15 protein-coding genes are annotated in these 15,854 nt (G+C 62.6%); 4 read left to right on the top strand and 11 right to left on the bottom strand.

The annotated features are described in order from the left end of the window. Positions 1-40: 40 nt before the first annotated feature. The 5 genes from OBACDRAFT_RS15245 to OBACDRAFT_RS15225 form a co-directional block, all read right to left on the bottom strand. Positions 41-781: a type II secretion system protein gene (locus tag OBACDRAFT_RS15245; protein ID WP_232767187.1), complete on the bottom strand. Its 741-nt coding sequence runs from the start codon at positions 779-781 to the stop codon at positions 41-43. After that, a complete protein-coding gene (locus OBACDRAFT_RS15240) occupies positions 735-2,114 on the bottom strand; it encodes an autotransporter-associated beta strand repeat-containing protein (protein ID WP_081722090.1) in 1,380 nt (459 codons plus the stop codon). The genes OBACDRAFT_RS15245 and OBACDRAFT_RS15240 overlap by 47 nt, the downstream gene beginning before the upstream one ends. Before the next feature lie 116 nt (positions 2,115-2,230). Continuing rightward, positions 2,231-3,295: a hydroxyacid dehydrogenase gene (locus OBACDRAFT_RS15235; RefSeq protein WP_043587008.1), complete on the bottom strand. Its 1,065-nt coding sequence runs from the start codon at positions 3,293-3,295 to the stop codon at positions 2,231-2,233. A gap of 56 nt (positions 3,296-3,351) precedes the next feature. Next, a complete protein-coding gene (locus OBACDRAFT_RS15230) occupies positions 3,352-4,404 on the bottom strand; it encodes a LacI family DNA-binding transcriptional regulator (RefSeq protein WP_043587006.1) in 1,053 nt (350 codons plus the stop codon). A gap of 63 nt (positions 4,405-4,467) precedes the next feature. Then, on the bottom strand, positions 4,468-5,487 hold the full coding sequence (locus tag OBACDRAFT_RS15225) for a LacI family DNA-binding transcriptional regulator (protein WP_157837117.1): 1,020 nt from the start codon (positions 5,485-5,487) through the stop codon (positions 4,468-4,470). A gap of 84 nt (positions 5,488-5,571) precedes the next feature. On the opposite strand from OBACDRAFT_RS15225, the gene OBACDRAFT_RS15220 reads away from it, so the two are divergent. Then, positions 5,572-6,909 carry an endo-1,4-beta-xylanase gene (locus tag OBACDRAFT_RS15220; RefSeq protein ID WP_043587003.1) on the top strand — a complete coding sequence of 446 codons (1,338 nt, stop codon included), beginning with the start codon at positions 5,572-5,574 and terminating at the stop codon, positions 6,907-6,909. 22 nt (positions 6,910-6,931) lie between these two features. Here OBACDRAFT_RS15220 and OBACDRAFT_RS15215 read toward each other — a convergent pair whose 3' ends face one another. The 5 genes from OBACDRAFT_RS15215 to OBACDRAFT_RS15200 all read right to left on the bottom strand — a co-directional run bounded on the left by OBACDRAFT_RS15215 (position 6,932) and on the right by OBACDRAFT_RS15200 (position 11,607). After that, entirely contained in the window at positions 6,932-7,738 is an 807-nt protein-coding gene (locus OBACDRAFT_RS15215; protein WP_043587001.1) for an RDD family protein, read from the bottom strand. 123 nt (positions 7,739-7,861) lie between these two features. Next, on the bottom strand, positions 7,862-8,944 hold the full coding sequence (locus OBACDRAFT_RS15210) for a stage II sporulation protein M (RefSeq protein ID WP_081722088.1): 1,083 nt from the start codon (positions 8,942-8,944) through the stop codon (positions 7,862-7,864). Next, entirely contained in the window at positions 8,941-10,383 is a 1,443-nt protein-coding gene (locus OBACDRAFT_RS15205) for a DUF58 domain-containing protein (RefSeq protein WP_043586999.1), read from the bottom strand. Before OBACDRAFT_RS15205 ends, OBACDRAFT_RS15210 begins: the two co-directional genes overlap by 4 nt. An 11-nt stretch (positions 10,384-10,394) precedes the next feature. Further along, a complete protein-coding gene (locus OBACDRAFT_RS28360; protein WP_157837116.1) occupies positions 10,395-10,607 on the bottom strand; it encodes a hypothetical protein in 213 nt (70 codons plus the stop codon). A 22-nt stretch (positions 10,608-10,629) separates the two neighbouring features. Further along, positions 10,630-11,607 (bottom strand): AAA family ATPase, encoded by a 978-nt coding sequence (locus OBACDRAFT_RS15200; RefSeq protein ID WP_043586998.1) that lies wholly within the window; start codon positions 11,605-11,607, stop codon positions 10,630-10,632. Between the two features lie 326 nt (positions 11,608-11,933). On the opposite strand from OBACDRAFT_RS15200, the gene OBACDRAFT_RS15195 reads away from it, so the two are divergent. Together OBACDRAFT_RS15195 and OBACDRAFT_RS15190 are read left to right on the top strand one after the other, a co-directional pair. Then, complete coding sequence (locus OBACDRAFT_RS15195; protein WP_043586996.1) at positions 11,934-12,692, top strand: type 1 glutamine amidotransferase; 759 nt, start codon at positions 11,934-11,936, stop codon at positions 12,690-12,692. 82 nt (positions 12,693-12,774) lie between these two features. Beyond that, positions 12,775-13,893, top strand: a complete 1,119-nt coding sequence (locus OBACDRAFT_RS15190) for a glycoside hydrolase family protein (protein WP_198529914.1) — start codon at positions 12,775-12,777, stop codon at positions 13,891-13,893. 26 nt (positions 13,894-13,919) lie between these two features. Here OBACDRAFT_RS15190 and OBACDRAFT_RS15185 read toward each other — a convergent pair whose 3' ends face one another. After that, positions 13,920-14,939: a LacI family DNA-binding transcriptional regulator gene (locus tag OBACDRAFT_RS15185; RefSeq protein WP_043586994.1), complete on the bottom strand. Its 1,020-nt coding sequence runs from the start codon at positions 14,937-14,939 to the stop codon at positions 13,920-13,922. Positions 14,940-15,000: 61 nt separating this feature from the next. On the opposite strand from OBACDRAFT_RS15185, the gene OBACDRAFT_RS25530 reads away from it, so the two are divergent. Then, positions 15,001-15,714: a type II secretion system protein gene (locus OBACDRAFT_RS25530; protein WP_052362075.1), complete on the top strand. Its 714-nt coding sequence runs from the start codon at positions 15,001-15,003 to the stop codon at positions 15,712-15,714. Positions 15,715-15,854 lie beyond the last annotated feature (140 nt).

Genomic DNA, 15,854 nt, shown 5'->3' with positions numbered 1-15,854 from the left:
AGGGGGGGGGGGGGGAGGGGAGCGCGAGAAAATTGATGGGTTATTGCACTTTCACGGGGGCGACGTGCCAGTCGAAGTAGAGTGTCATGCGAATGTTTCCGAGTGAAGGTTCGGGGAGGTAGGTATTGCCTGTGCGGTTCTTTTTGTCGGCCTCCGTCAATGCCCAGTTTTGACTTGGGTTGTAGTGGGTAAGTTGTGACATCGGCATGGAGTTGATCTCAGTTTTGTTGGGATCACCGAAGGGATAATCATACTTGTTCGTGCCGACGCCGATTTGTGTGGGAACCATGTAAGCAACCGTGTCGAAGCCCATGTTCAGTGCCGTGCGTTGACGTTCGTAGGCTCGGTTGCCGAGGCCGGAGGAGAGGCGGGGTGTGGCAGTCGGTTCGGGATCACTGAAATAGCGATAGAGGTGTTTACTGAGGTATTTTGTCGTGGTGTTTGTGGAGTAATATGGATGCTGGCCGATGTTGAGATTGCCGGGAAGACGGCCTTGGCGGTCGTCCATCGAGTAGGCTGCGATGGCGAGTCCGGTGGAGCGAAGGCTGGCGGTCGTGGAGGCGCGATCCGCCATGGAGCGCGCCTTGCCGAGCGTCACCAGCAGGATGGCGCTGAGGATGCCGATGATGGCGACGACCGTGAGTAATTCGATCAGTGTGAATCCTCGAATGGAGCGTGAAGTGGGGTGCAACATGACGCGGGGGGGGGGGGGGAGGGGATGATGAGTTGCTTGTTTAACGGATGGAGTGGCGGCGGCGGCGGCAGATGCAGCATGTGGCAAGCACGGCGGCGGCGGCGAGAAGGGTTGCAATGGAAGCTGGCTCGGGAATGGCGGTGCTCAACACGACGCTGACCGAACCGTTGGCGTAAGAGAAAATGCCTGTCCAGCCAGCGTTGGCAATCGTCCAACCGGATACACCGGGATCGGCGGCAAGGCCGGTGATGATGCCGGTATAAACGACTCCGGTTTGCGCGCCGTCGTTGATGTTGTCGAAGAAGATGGACTGGTCGTTGGCAAAGTTCCAAGTGCCGCCGGTGCGGGCGATGGACGAGTGGGTGCCTCCGGCTCCAAAGGTCAGGCGGATTGTGGAACCGGTCTGGAGTGTGACGTCGTTGGCAATGGTGAGAACGCCTGTGAGCGAGGCGCCATCGCCGCCGAGCAAGGTGCCGCCGGACTCGACTGTGATCGCGTTGCCTGCTGCAAGGGCGACGATTCCGGTGCCGCCAAAGGTGGCGTCGTTTTTCACCGCAACCGCGCCGGTGCCGACTCCGCTGCCGCTGGTGTTGGCAACGAGAAGCGAGCCTTTGTCGATGGTTGTGCCGCCGCTGTAGGTGTTAGTATTGCCGGAGAGGATTTGGGTGCCTGCGCCATTTTTCTCCAGAGTGAGCGTGGTGCCGGTGCCGCCATTTATGATTTTTCCGGCGAATGTTTTTTCCCCCGCAGCGAGGGAGACGATGAGCGTGGACTTTCTTGTGCTGGCGGCAGAGCCTACACGAATCTCACCGCTGCCCGTGATGCCGCCGACGGTGAGCACGGTTGTGCTGGCGTCGGGGCCCGCGTTAAGTCCGACAACACCGTCATTCTCCAATCCGCCCGCCAGATTAGCATCGAGAACGTATAGGGGGAGCGTTCCGGAGGCACCGACGGTCGTTGTGCCTGAGACGTTCAGGGAGGAAAGCGGGTTGGTGCCAGAACCGAAAGAGAGGGAGCCATCGCTCACGGTGATGGAACTGGTGATGACGTTGAAGGTGATGCTTGAAGCGGAACCATCATTCCGGATGAGCAGCGTGCCCGAACCAGATTTGATCAACCCGCCTTCACCAATTGTCAGTGTTTTCTCCGTCCCACCAGTGCCACGAAGTGTCCATCCAGAGCCAATGTCCATGCCATGAACGGACACATCTACATTGACTAAGGCAGCACCAGCTTTGATCGGCGTACTGATGGTGTCGCCTTCGCCGGGCGTGCCGTTTGGTGACCAATTGGTGACAGTGCTCCAGTTGGAGGAGGTGGCATCATTATTCCACTGATAAGTGGTTGCGGAGAGGCAAATCGCCGAGGCGATGAGGAGCAGAGGCAGGAGGGCAGGCGGGAGGAGTTTTTGTGCTTTCATGTCGGGTGGTGGTTGATGGTGAGTTGATTATGGATCGGTGGCTGATGTTTGAGCGTGTAGTTGAAAAATAATGACAACGTTTGGTGTATTGTTGTTGGCAGCGGGGGGGGGGGGGGTTAGGTTGAGCGATCGTAGGCGGTGAGAGTCACCAGCGACTCAATCGCTTGTCCCGCCAGATGGCGGTTCACGTTGGCGAGAGCGTAGTCACCACACATTGGATACAAGTCGTCGGTCGGACCGCCGATGTGAGGCGAAATCAGCGCATCGGGCAGGCCGACAAAAGGGGAGTCCGGCGCAATGGGTTCGTTAACAAATACGTCGCTGGCGACGCGCAGGTGTTTTTCGCGAGCAATGCGCAGGAGCGCATGTTCGTCCACCAGCCGACCGCGGCCCACGTTGACGAAAACCGCGCCCTCCGGCAGCCGGGCAAGAACCTTTGCGTCGATCACGCCGTGCGTGGCAGGCGTGAGAGCTTCGCAGGTGACAAACACGTCGGCCCCAGCGCAAAGCCCTTCGAGCGAGGACGCCGCGTGCACGCCGTATTCTTGCATGAAGGAAAGGGGCACGCCGGACGAGTAGGCGTGGATCGACACGCCAAACGGGTTCAATAGCGCGATGAGTTCGCGTGCAATCGCGCCGAAACCATGGATGGCAACGCGCTTGCCACGCAGGCAACGCGTCGTGAGTCGTTCGCGGCGCAGATGATCGGGCCAGCCAAGAACGCCACGCCACGCAGGCAAATTGCGCAGTCCGGCGAGCACGAGAAGCAAGGTGTGTTCCGCCACGATCGGAGCGACGAGCGAACCCCAGTTGCTGACGATCAAACCGGCTTCGATCTGGGCGCGTGTCACGAGTTGGCGCACCGAACCGGCGACGTGACAAACGTAGTCAACGGGTCCCCCTGCGGCGCGCGTCAGTTCGTCCGTGATGGCGGGCGTGCGCCATGCGCTGACGATAATGCTTGGACGGATACGCAAGATTTGCTCCCGCCAGACAGCGGCCTCCGCCAGTGTCCCGACATCGCAATAGTCCGCCCGGCCACTGGCCGCGAGGCCCGCGGCTCCTTTTGGAAAAAACCGTTCCCACTCACTGCGATCCAAGGCAAAGAGGATGCGCGATGTCGCGGCGTGAACCGAAGGTCGCGGCGGGCAATAGTCTTCGACAAGCGGGATAGCGGGCATGACGTCATCTTGCGCCCGAATATCCGCGAGTAACAACCGCCGCGTTACTTGATAAATTAAGTGACCCGGACAGGAGGAGAAATCCTGCGCAGGGTCGTCCCCTGATGCCACGAACCCGGAATGAGAAGACGTTGCGGATGTCCGGGCACGCCACGCTCATTACGCTGGATCATCGCGACGAGCATATTCACGGCGGCCGCACCGATGCGCCGGTTGTCCTCCAGCATCCCGGTCAGCCCGCTGCTGGCAGAAGGCAACATCGGGCAGGCGACACCAAGACGATGCGGCACAGGCAGACGCCACTGTTCAATGCAACGATTGAACCGCACATCGCAGGTAAGAACCGCATCCAGCCACTGATTCGAAATCCAGTCACGCAACGCTTCCTCGGTCCACCAGTGTTCACCCAAATAGGGCGGAATCTCGGGAAGCCCGAGAAGCGTCCTGACCGCGAGATAGCCCGCGAGAAAGTTATGATTCGTGCGCTGGTCGTGACTGCGAATCGTGGCAAATCCGATTCTCCGATAACCCAGGGCGTGGAGCCGCTCCATTGTATCAAGCGTCGCCTGATAATGGGCCGGCGCGACCGAATGCAGATCGGGATTCTTGAGGCTGTATCCAAAAGTAACGACGGAGAACTTGTCCCAATGCAGACCGGAAATGCTGGCATCGGGATACGGTTGCGGACAAAGCAGCAGACCATGAACGCCGCGGGCGATAGCGACATCGCCGACCCGCCGCCAGGAGCCTTCCGCCTCCGTCAGATCGAGGATGGCCAAATTATAACCGTGGCGCACGGCCTGCTCGCGGGCCCCCTCGACGTATTCCACAAAATGCGGAATCTGCCGCCAGTCGAAGTCGGCGGTGGTCGAGGCCAGCCAGGCCAGATTTCCATGGAAACCGACGGGATTGGTTCGCAGCCGATAACGCGACAATGCGCCCAACATCGGATCGGGCGCGTAACCAAGCTTGGCCGCCAGCCTTTGCACGCGGGCGCAAGTGCGGGGCGGAATGCTTGGGTCGTTGCGCAGGGCGAGGGAGACCGCCGCAGGGGTGAGCCGGGCAGCCCGGGCAATATCCTTCTGAGTGATTCGGCGGGGGGGGGTCATGCCGGAAAGACTACAATTCGCGCTCGCAGCGGGAGGCAATCGGAATCCCGCAACGAGGGAAAATCACGATACAGCAGAAAGTGATTCCGGGGCGGCGGCAGCATCCTCTTCGTCAGTGAACAGCATCGAGTTCAACGCCACCGTTTGTTTATAGGCCGGGAGGCCAAACTCGCGGTTGATCAGCAGGCGATGCATCAAGTTGACGGCAGCCTGTCCGATCACCTCGTAACGGGCGGTAAAATACGGAACGCCGCGTGTCTCCGATGCTGAAAGCAACACTCGCGGCAGCCCCTCCAGCGCCGCAGTCATCTGGCGCAATGGCTCGCTCAACTCCCGAGGCAAAATCACTCCGTCGGGCCGATTCGCACGGAACCACCGCGTAAACGCGTCCGGCTGCTTTGGATCAATTTCGTAAAACGGCTCGCGCGGCCTTGGCTTGATTTCGTGATAATACAGCAACGCGGCTTCCAGCATTGGCCGCCTGAAAAGATGCCCCACTCCCGGGTCCAGAACGAAGCAAGGACGGCGGCTTCCGCGCGACTCCAGCCAGTCGAGAGCGGTCTTGATGTCGGTTGCATAATCGCGTCCCACCGAATGCAACGTCGGTGTATCCAACGCATGCCCGATCGACACCCACGCAAAACCCTCCCACGGAAAAACCAACTCCGCCCGCCCCTTGCGAAATGGCCCCAGCAACACACCGCGAATGCCGCGCGCCCGCCAAATCGCCGCCAGCCGCGCCAACTCCCGCGGAGTCCCCTGCTTGAAATGAAAACGCTCCACCGCATAACCCAGCCGCGTTCCATAACTCTCCACGGATTGAAAAAAAGACGCCAGCCACGGCATCGTTTCCTCCGGACAATCTCCGCACCACGCGAGCGTTTCCCGATAAAAAATCCGCTGACGGATTTTGGACATGCCCGCCGAAACCACCGGATCAAGCTGATAGCCTGCCTGCTTCAACGCCGCTTGTACCCGTTCCACCGTTACACGGCACACACGCGGGTCCTGATGCAAAGCACGGGAAACTGTCGAGGCGGACAACCCCAGCCGGGCGGCGATTTGACGAAGAGGCGGCGGCACAAATGCAACCGTTGTATTACCATCCGCGTCGCACAAGTGCGGAATGCCGGCAAGATGCCAGCCTCGTCGTTTTCTTCATCAGCCATGAACACCAACACCCTTGTCTCCACCGAATACCAGAAATTCTGGTCCGATCCCGGCCTCCAGTCCCGCATCGACGAAGGCATCCGGCGCAACCGCCAAAGCGACGCCGTCATTCGCACGATGGATTTTACTGGAAAACCCATGCCCGGCGTCAAAGTCCGTGTCAGCCAGCACGACTCGCCATTTCACTTCGGGGCCAACCTTTTCAAGCTCGATGGTTACCCGCTGGATGAGCTTAACCGCAAATACGAGGAAGCGTTTTGCGCACTCTTCAACGGCGCGACGATTCCCTTTTATTGGCGCACGCTCGAACCCGAACAAGGCCGGCCACGCTTTGGCATTCACAGCGTGCCCATTGCCCGTCGCCCCCCGCCCGACAAAACCGTGAAATTCTGCGAAGAGCGCGGCCTGCGCATGCACGGCCACACCCTCGTCTGGAATTTCCGCAAATGGTCCGTCCCAGACTGGCTCCCCGAGGAGCCCGACAAAGCCGCGCCCTTGTGGGAAAAGCGCATCGCGGAAATCGCCACCCGCTACGGCGGCCGCATCAAGCGCTGGGATGTGCTCAACGAGCCGGTGGCGTTCTATGACCGGACGCCTCGCGGGATTCGCATGCAGGACGATTACGAAGGAAAATCCTTTGATTGGGCCGCAACGCATTTCCCCTCCGACGTCCGGTTCGACGTCAACGAAATCACGCCCGCCTGGACGCCGGACGAGATAGACGGTTGGACAAACAAAATGGGAGACCTCACGCATTTGCTGGAACGTCTCCGCTCCACCAAACGGCGTGTCGGCGGCATTGGGCTCCAGTTCCATTTCTTCTCCGACACCGATCTCGCCAAGGTGCTCGCCGGCCAAATCTACACACCCAAGATTCTGCTCAACGCCCTTGACCACTACGCCCGCTTCGAACTGCCGCTGCATGTCAGCGAAATCACGCTCACCTCGCCCGGAAACTCTCCCGAAGGACTCGAAGCCCAAGCCATTGTCGCCCGCAATTTTTACCGCCTCTGGTTCAGCCACCCGACCGTCGATAGCATCACCTGGTGGAATCTTCCCGATGGCGGCGCTGCCCCCGGTGAGAACAAAGTCTATTCCGGCCTGCTCTTCGAAGACATGCGCCCCAAACCATCCTACCGCGTCTTGCAAAACCTCATCCGCCACGAATGGCGCACGCAGGCCGAAGGCGTCACCGACGCCGACGGCTGCTTCCGCTTCCGTGGTTTCCACGGCTCCTACGTCATCCGCACGGAATCCGGGAACGTTGATTCTGGTATCCAATCCTCGATTACACTCGAAGCCGGGAAAACCGCCGAACAACGCATCCACCTGTAAAACTCACTCCTCCATCAACGCGCTACGCTCCGCGCGTAATGAACAGCACATCCACCACGTTGCGCACGAACTGCTCGTCGGCCATGCCATCCACCGCCTCGGGCGGGATCGGAGTCAGTGACTTGAAATGCGCCGCCAGCGTTGCAAACAACGCCAGCCGCGCCGCCGGTTCCAACTGATCGCGTCCGGCCAGCGCCCGCCATGCCGCCCTCGCCTCCGGCGGCGTCACCACCTGACGCAACCGCGCGACCACCTGAGGATGCTCGCGCAAACTGTTAAACTTGCCCCCCAACGCCGCCAGCATCTGCAAATCCGGCGCCGTCTCCGCCGCCTCGTAAACCACCAGCGTCCCCGCCGCCAAGTCACCCAACCGCTGCCCGCGAGGGCTGAACCACGCCGCCGCCGCACCCACGCCATAACCAATGGGCAACCCATCCACCACCCGCAGCAGATTGCGCAGCACGATCTGCGGAAACGTCAGTCGTAACCCGCCAGCATCCACCACGCGCAACCGCAGCAGGCGCTTGCCCAGCGTCTGCCCCCGCCAGCGCCATTCGCAAGCCATGTCGTAACCCAGCGACAGCACGAAGTAACCGATCACGTTCACCGCCATCGCCAAGTCCGCGCTCACGATGTGCAACACCTTGATCGCCGTGGCCGCCATCGACCAGACCGCCATCACCGTCATCCAGTCCACCAGCAACGCCACCAGCCGCAGCAACGGGCTCGCCAGACGGTAGGAAAACACCGCGCCCTCCGGCGTGCGCACCCGCCACACCGCCCGCCTCTCCCCCGTCTCCCTTTCTTCATCTGTAACCAATAAACTCATACAATCATCCTTTTACCTTTGTTCTCGCCGATCTTTTTTAACCGCGAATACGCGCGAATGATCACGAATAAAGAATAACTATCGAACTCGGAATTCATTGGTTTTATTCGCGTCGATTCGCGTTCATTCGCGGTTAAGGTTTGAGAGCCTGGATTTTGACGCGACCACTCCGGGACTAACGTCTCCGTGCTTTCGTCCTCCGAAACCCAACCAGCCAACCAGCACCACCAGTTCCACCACGCCAAACGCGATCTTCACCGCGTAAGGCAGCACCGGCTCGTGATACTGCGACAAAAACGACTCCACCACGCCCGCCCACACCAGCAGCAAGCCGGCGCCGAAACACAGCGTCACCAAATCCGGCGCCACCGCGCGCATCCGCGCGGCCAGCCGCTCGCGCTGGCCGCGCCCCAGTAATGCTCCGGCCAATACAAGCCCCGCCTGCCCGCCGATCAGCATCGCTGGAATCTCGACCGCGCCGTGCGGCAGCAACCAACCCGCAAGAAACGACGTCTGCCCCGCCAGCACATAATCCACGACCACCGCTCCGAGGATCACCCCATTGTAAAACAACAACACCACCGTGCCCGCGCCCCACGTCATGCCCAACGCCATCAGAAAAATCGTCACCCGCGTATTGTGCGTCATGAGCTGACCGGCAAACATCGTGCGGTGGTCTGCGAGATCGTCGCCCCTCCCCGTCCGCGCCTTCCGCTCCTCCTCCGCCACCCGTTTGGCGGGATCGTCGAGCAAATGCGAAAACGGCATGATGACCTCCTTCGCCTCCGGATCGAACGCCACTGCCGCGCCGCCAAACACCGCGCCTCCCAGCATCAACACCAGCGCCAGCACAAACGCCTGCCCCCTCCGCCGAAACGCCTGCGGCAGCGAACGCGCCAGCCACCGCCACGGACGCAACCTCCCGCCCCGCCCGCCGCTCCTCCCGCCTCCGGTACGCGCACTGTGAATCTCCGCATGACCACGCGCCACGAGATTTTCCAGATAACGCCGCGCCTCCGGCTCCGCCGAAAACGTGGCCAGCCGCGCCAGATCGGCGGACGCCCGCTGATAAAGCCGCTCCAATTCGCACGCCTCCGCCAGCGTGAGCCGACGCCACGGATCGCGCGCCAACTCGGCGAGGATGGCGTCGAGCCGTTCCCAGCCGGGCCTCTCGGCGGCGATGAACTTGTCGAGATTGACGATCACAGAATCTGCCTCCGTTTGACGCTCATGTACTGGGCCACCACCTGTGCCGCCAGTTCTTCGTTTTCCAGCAACGCCGCCGTGATCCCCGCCGGCTTCAACCGGCGCGCCAGCGACTGCGCCTCGGCCCAGCGCAGATGCCCCGCCAGCCGCGCATACACCGCTCCGTCGTCGCCCGCCGCCACCGGCCCGCCCGTGAAGAGCCGCGCCACGCCCGGCGTGCGTAGTTGATTCACCATGACAAGATGCCGTCGCGCCAGCAATGGCCCCTGCCGCACAAAATCCTCGGCCAGCACCGGGTCGCTCAAATCCGACAAAAACACCAGCAGCGCCCGCGTGCGCAACTCCGTGCGCAGATGCCGCGTCAGTTCCGCCATGTCGGGCGTCGCCTCGCTCGACGCCAGCGTGCAAACCGCCTCCCGGCACGCCGCGTAGTGCGCGCTGCCATTGCCCGCCCGGATGAACACGCGCACCTGGTCATCGTAGGCCACCAGCCCGAACCGGTCCCCCTGCTGGCGCGCCGCGAGCATGAGCACAAGCGCCGACGTCAGGTAACGCTCCAGCACCGTCAACACCCTCTGACGCCGTCCCTCCCCCCCCCCCCCCCCCCCGTCCTCGTGCGCAAGCTCGCGTCCGCTCAGACGCGAAAGGTCGATCACCGCATAAACCTCCTGCGTGCGCTCGGCCTGGAACACCTTGGTGATGACGCGCCCGCGCTTGGCCGTGGCCTTCCAATGCACCTCGTCGAAACTGTCGCCGGGCAGGTAGTCGCGGAGTTTTTCAAATTCGCGCCCGCGCCCCACCGTGCGCTGCACCTTGAGCCCCGCCTGACCGCGATTGAGGAACAGTGCCGCCAGCGAACGGCGTTCCGAAAACAGATTGGGATACACGCGCAGCTCACATGCCACCGACTGCCGCGTGCGCAGCCGCCACAGGCCGAGCCGCGAAACCATTTCGCAGCACGCCAGCAATCCCTCCGCATAACGTCCGCGCCGCGTCGGGGTGCACGTCCAGTCCACCCGCGCCGCCCTCGCGTCTGCGGGCAACTCGACAAGCAACTCCGGCTGCGTTTCCACGAACGACGCCCCAGACAGTCCGAGCGCAAAGCGCAACCGTCGCGGCGCGGCAGGCGGGGCTTCGCCGACGTGATCGCAACAAAACGTCAGCGGAATGTCGCCCGGCGCATCCTTGGAAAACCGCACCACCGCCGGAGCAGTCACGCGCGGCGTAGTGCCGCTGGCGATACCCAATGAGTAGAGCAGGTCGCCCACCGCGAAGGCCACGATGCCGCCAAGGGCGATCAGCCACGCCGCCTGCGCCGCCGGCCAGAACGCCCCCGCCACCGCCAGCCCCGCCGCCCCGCCCACCAGCCACAGCAGGGTCAGGGCCGGAACAAAGGTGGTGCGAATGGCGAAAGCGGAATGTGTCGAAGAAGAATTCATCGCAACGATTTTCACAATGGCGCAGCCGCGCCTGGGAGCGCCGGCATCCTGCCGGCATCGTGCTGATGGCAAAGTGGCGCGGGCGTCCCGCCCGCATTCTGTTCCGATGCGGGCAAGACGCCCGCGCCACTTTTGATGCCGACCCAACGACGCTTCGCATCATCTGCCGGCAGGATGCCGGCGGTCCCAGGCACTGCCGCGCCACTTGCAAATGTTAATGTCATGGGATTTTTGTTGTTTTGCCCATCACCTTGGCACCGCCACCTGCTCCAGTATCCGCGCCAGCACTTCGTCGATGGTCAGACCCTCGATCTCAAACTCCGGACGCAATACCAACCGGTGTCCCAGCACCGCGGCGGCGAGGCCCCGGGCGTCGTCGGGCGTCACGAAATCGCGTCCATCGATGGCGGCACGCGCGCGGCTGGCGAGCAGCAGCGCCTGCGTGGCGCGCGGCCCCGCGCCCACCAGCACGCTCTCGTGGCTGCGCGTGGCGCGCACGAGATCCACGATGTAGGCGATCAACTCATCGCGCAGCGTCACGGCGTCGAGCGCACCGCGCAGCGCGGTCAGTTCGCCCGGAGCGAGCACCACGCGCACCGCACCGCCCGCCAGCGCGGACTCCGGCGAAGTCGCGCCGTCGAGCCCGATCATGCGGCGGGCGAGCGCCAGTTCGTCGTCGCGCGCCGGGGGCTCCATCTGGATTTTGAGCATGAACCGGTCCTTCTGCGCCTCGGGCAGTGGATACGTGCCCTCGGAGTCGGCGGGATTTTGCGTGGCGAAGACGGTGAAATTGTCGTCGAGCGCGTGCGTGTCGCGGTCAATCGTCACGGTGCGCTCCTGCATCGCCTGAAGCAGCGCGGCCTGCGTCTTGGCCGGGGCGCGATTGATTTCGTCGCCGAGCAAAAACGTGGTGAACACCGGACCGCGCACGAGCGTGAACGAGTTGGTTTGCAGGTTGAACACGTTGGTGCCCGTGATGTCGGCGGGCATGAGATCGGGCGTGAACTGCACGCGTCCGCTCGGCACGCCGAGCACATGCCCGAGCGTGCGCACGAGCAGGGTTTTGGCGATGCCCGGCACGCCTTCGATGAGCGCGTGCTGGCGGGCAAGGAGCGTGATGAGCGCGAGGTCCACGACGGCCTGCTGGCCGATGATGACCTTGCCGATTTCCGCCCGGGCGGCGGCAAGCGTGGCGCTGAAATGTTCGAGAGGTGACGACGACATGGCGGGAAACAGGCGCCCACGCTCAACGTTGCCCGCCCTCCGCTCAACGCTTTTAATCCGATCCAAACCAAAACCAACGGGAGGTTTTAAAAATTGAAGAAAACAGCGAAGACGCAAAGACGCAAAGATCAGAGTAAAGCGCTTTGAATTTTATATCTCATTTGTATTTTGTTAATTGATAAATAATTTGGAATTTTTCTTCCTTTGCGCCTTGGCGACTTTGCTGTTCAAAAACGTATTTTTAGAACCTCCCCAACCCGCTGAAAACCATCGCCCCGGCGGCGCGTTTCCTGCTGTCCTCGCGTATTTCACCCACACTTCCGCCCATGCACGTTCACTGGTTTCAGCACGTCCCATTTGAAGGCCTCGGTTTGATCGAACCGTGGCTGCGCGCCCGCGGCCACCGTCTCACCGTGACGCGTTTTTACGCCGGCGAACTGCCCGATCTCGCCGCCTCCGCCTGCGACTGGCTGATCGTGATGGGCGGCCCGATGAATATTTACCAATACCGCGACCATCCCTGGCTCCGTGATGAAAAACGCGCCATTCGCGCCCGCATCGACGCCGGTGCGCGCGTGTTCGGCGTGTGCCTCGGCGCGCAACTCATTGCCGACGTGCTTGGCGGTCGCGTTTATCAAAACCACGAGCGCGAAATCGGCTGGTTCCCTGTGCGCGCCGCCGACACGGGCAAAGGCACTGCCCCGCATCCTCTCTCCTTTCCGCCCGGCGAATCGCTGGTGTTCCACTGGCACGGCGACACCTTTGACCTGCCGCCGGGCGCGGTGCTGCTGGCATCGAACGAAGCCTGCCGCAACCAAGCCTTCGCGCTCAGCTTGCCGGGCGATGGCAACGCCCGTGTGCTCGGCCTGCAATTTCATCTCGAAATGGACGAGCCCGCCGTGGCGCGCATTTGTCAAAATTGCGCCGACGAACTGACTCCCGCCACTTCCGCCATCCCGGCCTCCCCCCCCCCCCTCCCCCCTCACGTGCAGACTGCCGACGTGATTCTCGCCCGCACTCCGTCCGCCGTGCCGGACGCGACTGCGTTGCTCCACCGCCTGTTGGAACGCATGGAACGGGGCTGACATCACGTTCCCCGCCACACTGCATCGGCAAGCATAAGGGGGACGTCGCCGATCCGAAGCCGACAGCGTAGCGACTGCAGCCATGCTGCCGCCATCGTCTGTTTTGGCTCCATCCGCCACACCGTCTGTAGTCCCCCCCCCCTGCGCCTTTCCTGTCGCGCCCGGGATTACTCCTTTCAGCACGCGCCTGCTCCCGGCGTGCCGCCAGCCTGCGCTGGCCGATCCGGACTACTGGATCTGGTGCGGCAGTCCGGTGGCGGACGACGACGGGCGGTTTCATCTCTTCGCCGCGCGCTGGCCGAAGTCGCTGCCGTTCTTTGAAGGTTATCCGTTGTATTCGGAAATCGTCCGCGCCGACGCCAGCCGTCCCGAAGGTCCGTATGTCATGCGCGAAGTCGTGCTGCCCGACCGTGGCGAAGCCCGCTGGGACGGGCGCATGACGCACAATCCGACCGTGCTCCGCCACGGAGGGAAATTTTTGTTGTTTTACATCGGCTCGACGTTTCGCGGCACGCGGGCCGATGCCGCCTCCCTGCGCGCCCCCACCGCGCAAGCGCAGGCGCAGGTCAAGGAATCCTACGCCGGCATCCGCATCGGCCTGGCGGTGTCGAGCTCTGTCATGGGTCCATGGATACGTGGTGACGCTCCCATCCTGATGCCGCGCCCCGGACGCTGGGATGCGAGCATCACCACCAATCCGGCGCCCTGCCTCGCCCCCGACGGCTCGCTCTATCTTTACTATCGGAGCAACACGCCCGATGGCTGCCGTCTTGGCGTGAGTCGCGCCGAGGCGCCGCGTGATGGCAACTGGCTGGGCGCGCGGTTCGAACGTCTCTGCGACGAACCCGTGATGCGATTCCACGACGGCGGTACGCTCGAAGACCCGTTTGTGTGGCACAACGGCACGTGTTTCGAGATGCTGGCCAAGGACCTCGCGGGCGAGTTCACGCCCGAGTATCATGGCGGCGTCCACGGCTGGTCGGAGGACGGCATTGCGTGGGAGGTCGCGCCGGTTGCGCAGGCGTATTCGCGCACGCTCGACTGGGACGACGGCACACGCGGCACGCTCGGTTCGCTGGAGCGTCCGCAGTTATTGTTTCAGGATGGGAAACCGACGCACTTTTTCGCGGCGGCGGCGGACGGCCCCGGCGGTTTCCGCAACGCGGCCAACACCTGGAACCTCGTCGCGCCGTTGCGATAAAAGAGCAGACAAAGAGCGTCGCGCGGTCATACAGGCAGCGTGCTGCCCTCACACCAGCGGCCTTCAGTGAGAATGGTGACGCGACTGGCGGGGATGCCGCGTTCGTTTTGGTTCATCTTGTCGATGACGAGCCGCGTGGCCATCGCGCCGATAGCGGGGGCGTCCTGGCAAATGCCGGCGTGCGGCTGGATGTCGGGATTGACGTTGAGGTTGACGAGGCCGATGTCGCGCGGGACGCGGAGTTTTGATTTCCGCAACCATACCTCGATCTGCGGCAGGAACGTGTTGGACGACACGATGACCCTGGGACGCGCCTTGTGCATCCAGTTTTCGAATACGTCCGCATTCCACTCGGGAAGGATGAGCGGCGGCAGATTGGCGAGTTTGCGTTCGCGCCGCACGGCGAGGGCATGGGCGGCGCAGAGCAAACCTTCGTTGCGCTCGTCCACGACCTGCGCGAGCACGATGCCGACGCGCCCGAGTCCGCGACGCAGGCACTGCGCGAGGACGGTGTTCATCGTCGCGTAGCTGTCGGTGACGACGCGGTCGAAAGCCGGTTCGCTAAACGAATACTCGATGGCCACGGCGCAGAACTGCGTCCAGTCGAGCGTGAAGTGCCCATGCGCCTCGGGCAGAGGGCCGAGGATGACGCCGAGGATGTTGCGGGCGGTGAGGATTTGGTTGAGACGCTCCTCGCGCAGATCGTCGTCGAGGACGAACTCTTCGAGTTTGTAGCCGCGCCGCGCGGCGGCCTCGCGTGCGCCCGCGACGTGCGCGCCGACGGTGCGGTGTGTGGCGTCGGCACGGAGCACGTAGGCGAGCGCCATCTGGTTGGCGGCGGCGGCGCGCTGGCGACGCAGCGTGCCGAGCGCGGAGAGGAGGGGATTGGGCACGTAACCGACAGCCTCGGCGGCGGCGCGCACGCGTTGCTGCACTTCGGCGGTGATGCGCGGATCATTGCGCAGGACACGAGACACGGTGGTCTGGTGCACGCCGGCCGCACGGGCGACATCCTGCATGGTGGGGGGAGGCGAGACATCTTTCATGCATCGGCAAGCACGATGATTGCCTTGGCGCAACGCAAGCCTGTCGTGCAATGTCGTAACCATGCCTTCTAAAAGCGCCCCCAATCATTCTTCCAGCTTTCCTCAGTCTGGGTGCCATTCCACGCATTACCTGCGAATCGGAGGATTCACGCTGATCGAACTGCTGACAGTCATCGCCATCATCGGCATCCTTTCTGCGATCACGCTGGGGGCGATCGGGCAGGTTCGCAGTCTCGCCAAACAAACCAAATGCGCAGCGACATTGCGCGGTTTTGGCATAGGCATTCAGCTCTACACCAACGACCACAACGGGCGTCTGCCTGGCCCCACAGGCTGGTCACAAGCCTCCTCTGTGGCGAAGGGACATTATGGCCTGCTCGCACATGTGGCCCCTTATCTGAGCTACGAACTCACGGGAAAAGAGCTCTACGCGGACTCGTTCATTTGCGCCGCCATAGGCAAAGATCCGGAGCGAAAGTATCACTTCACCGCCAACCAAGCCCTGTCGAACGAAGAGGCGGAGCCAACCGGCACTTGGGTAAGCCCGTGGGGCGATACAGGAGCCACGTCTGGCAACGAACGCCGCACCAGCCCGATGGACCTCGTTGAGCTGGCCGGTTATCTGCCCCTCTCCCGGCAATGGGCGATTTGCGACCGATACGCCAGCAAACGTCCGCGACACGCACTCAATGTCAGTGCGCTCACCCAGTCGCCGCCAAGTCATCGCAACAAACTCAACGTGTTGTACTTCGACTGGCATGTGGAAACGCAGTAATCGCCCCCCCCCCCCCCCCCGCCTCCACACATATACTAATCTCCGGTCCCTTTATTTCACTTTGGCAGGGAGTTTTCCCTGCCGTCCGCCAAGTCGTGTCTCATCCGAGGCACCGCATCTCCCCCGCACACACACGAATC

It is taken from the genome of Geminisphaera colitermitum TAV2, from assembly GCF_000171235.2.
GTDB lineage: Bacteria > Verrucomicrobiota > Verrucomicrobiia > Opitutales > Opitutaceae > Geminisphaera > Geminisphaera colitermitum.
This window is presented reverse-complemented; position numbering and strand designations above follow the sequence as displayed.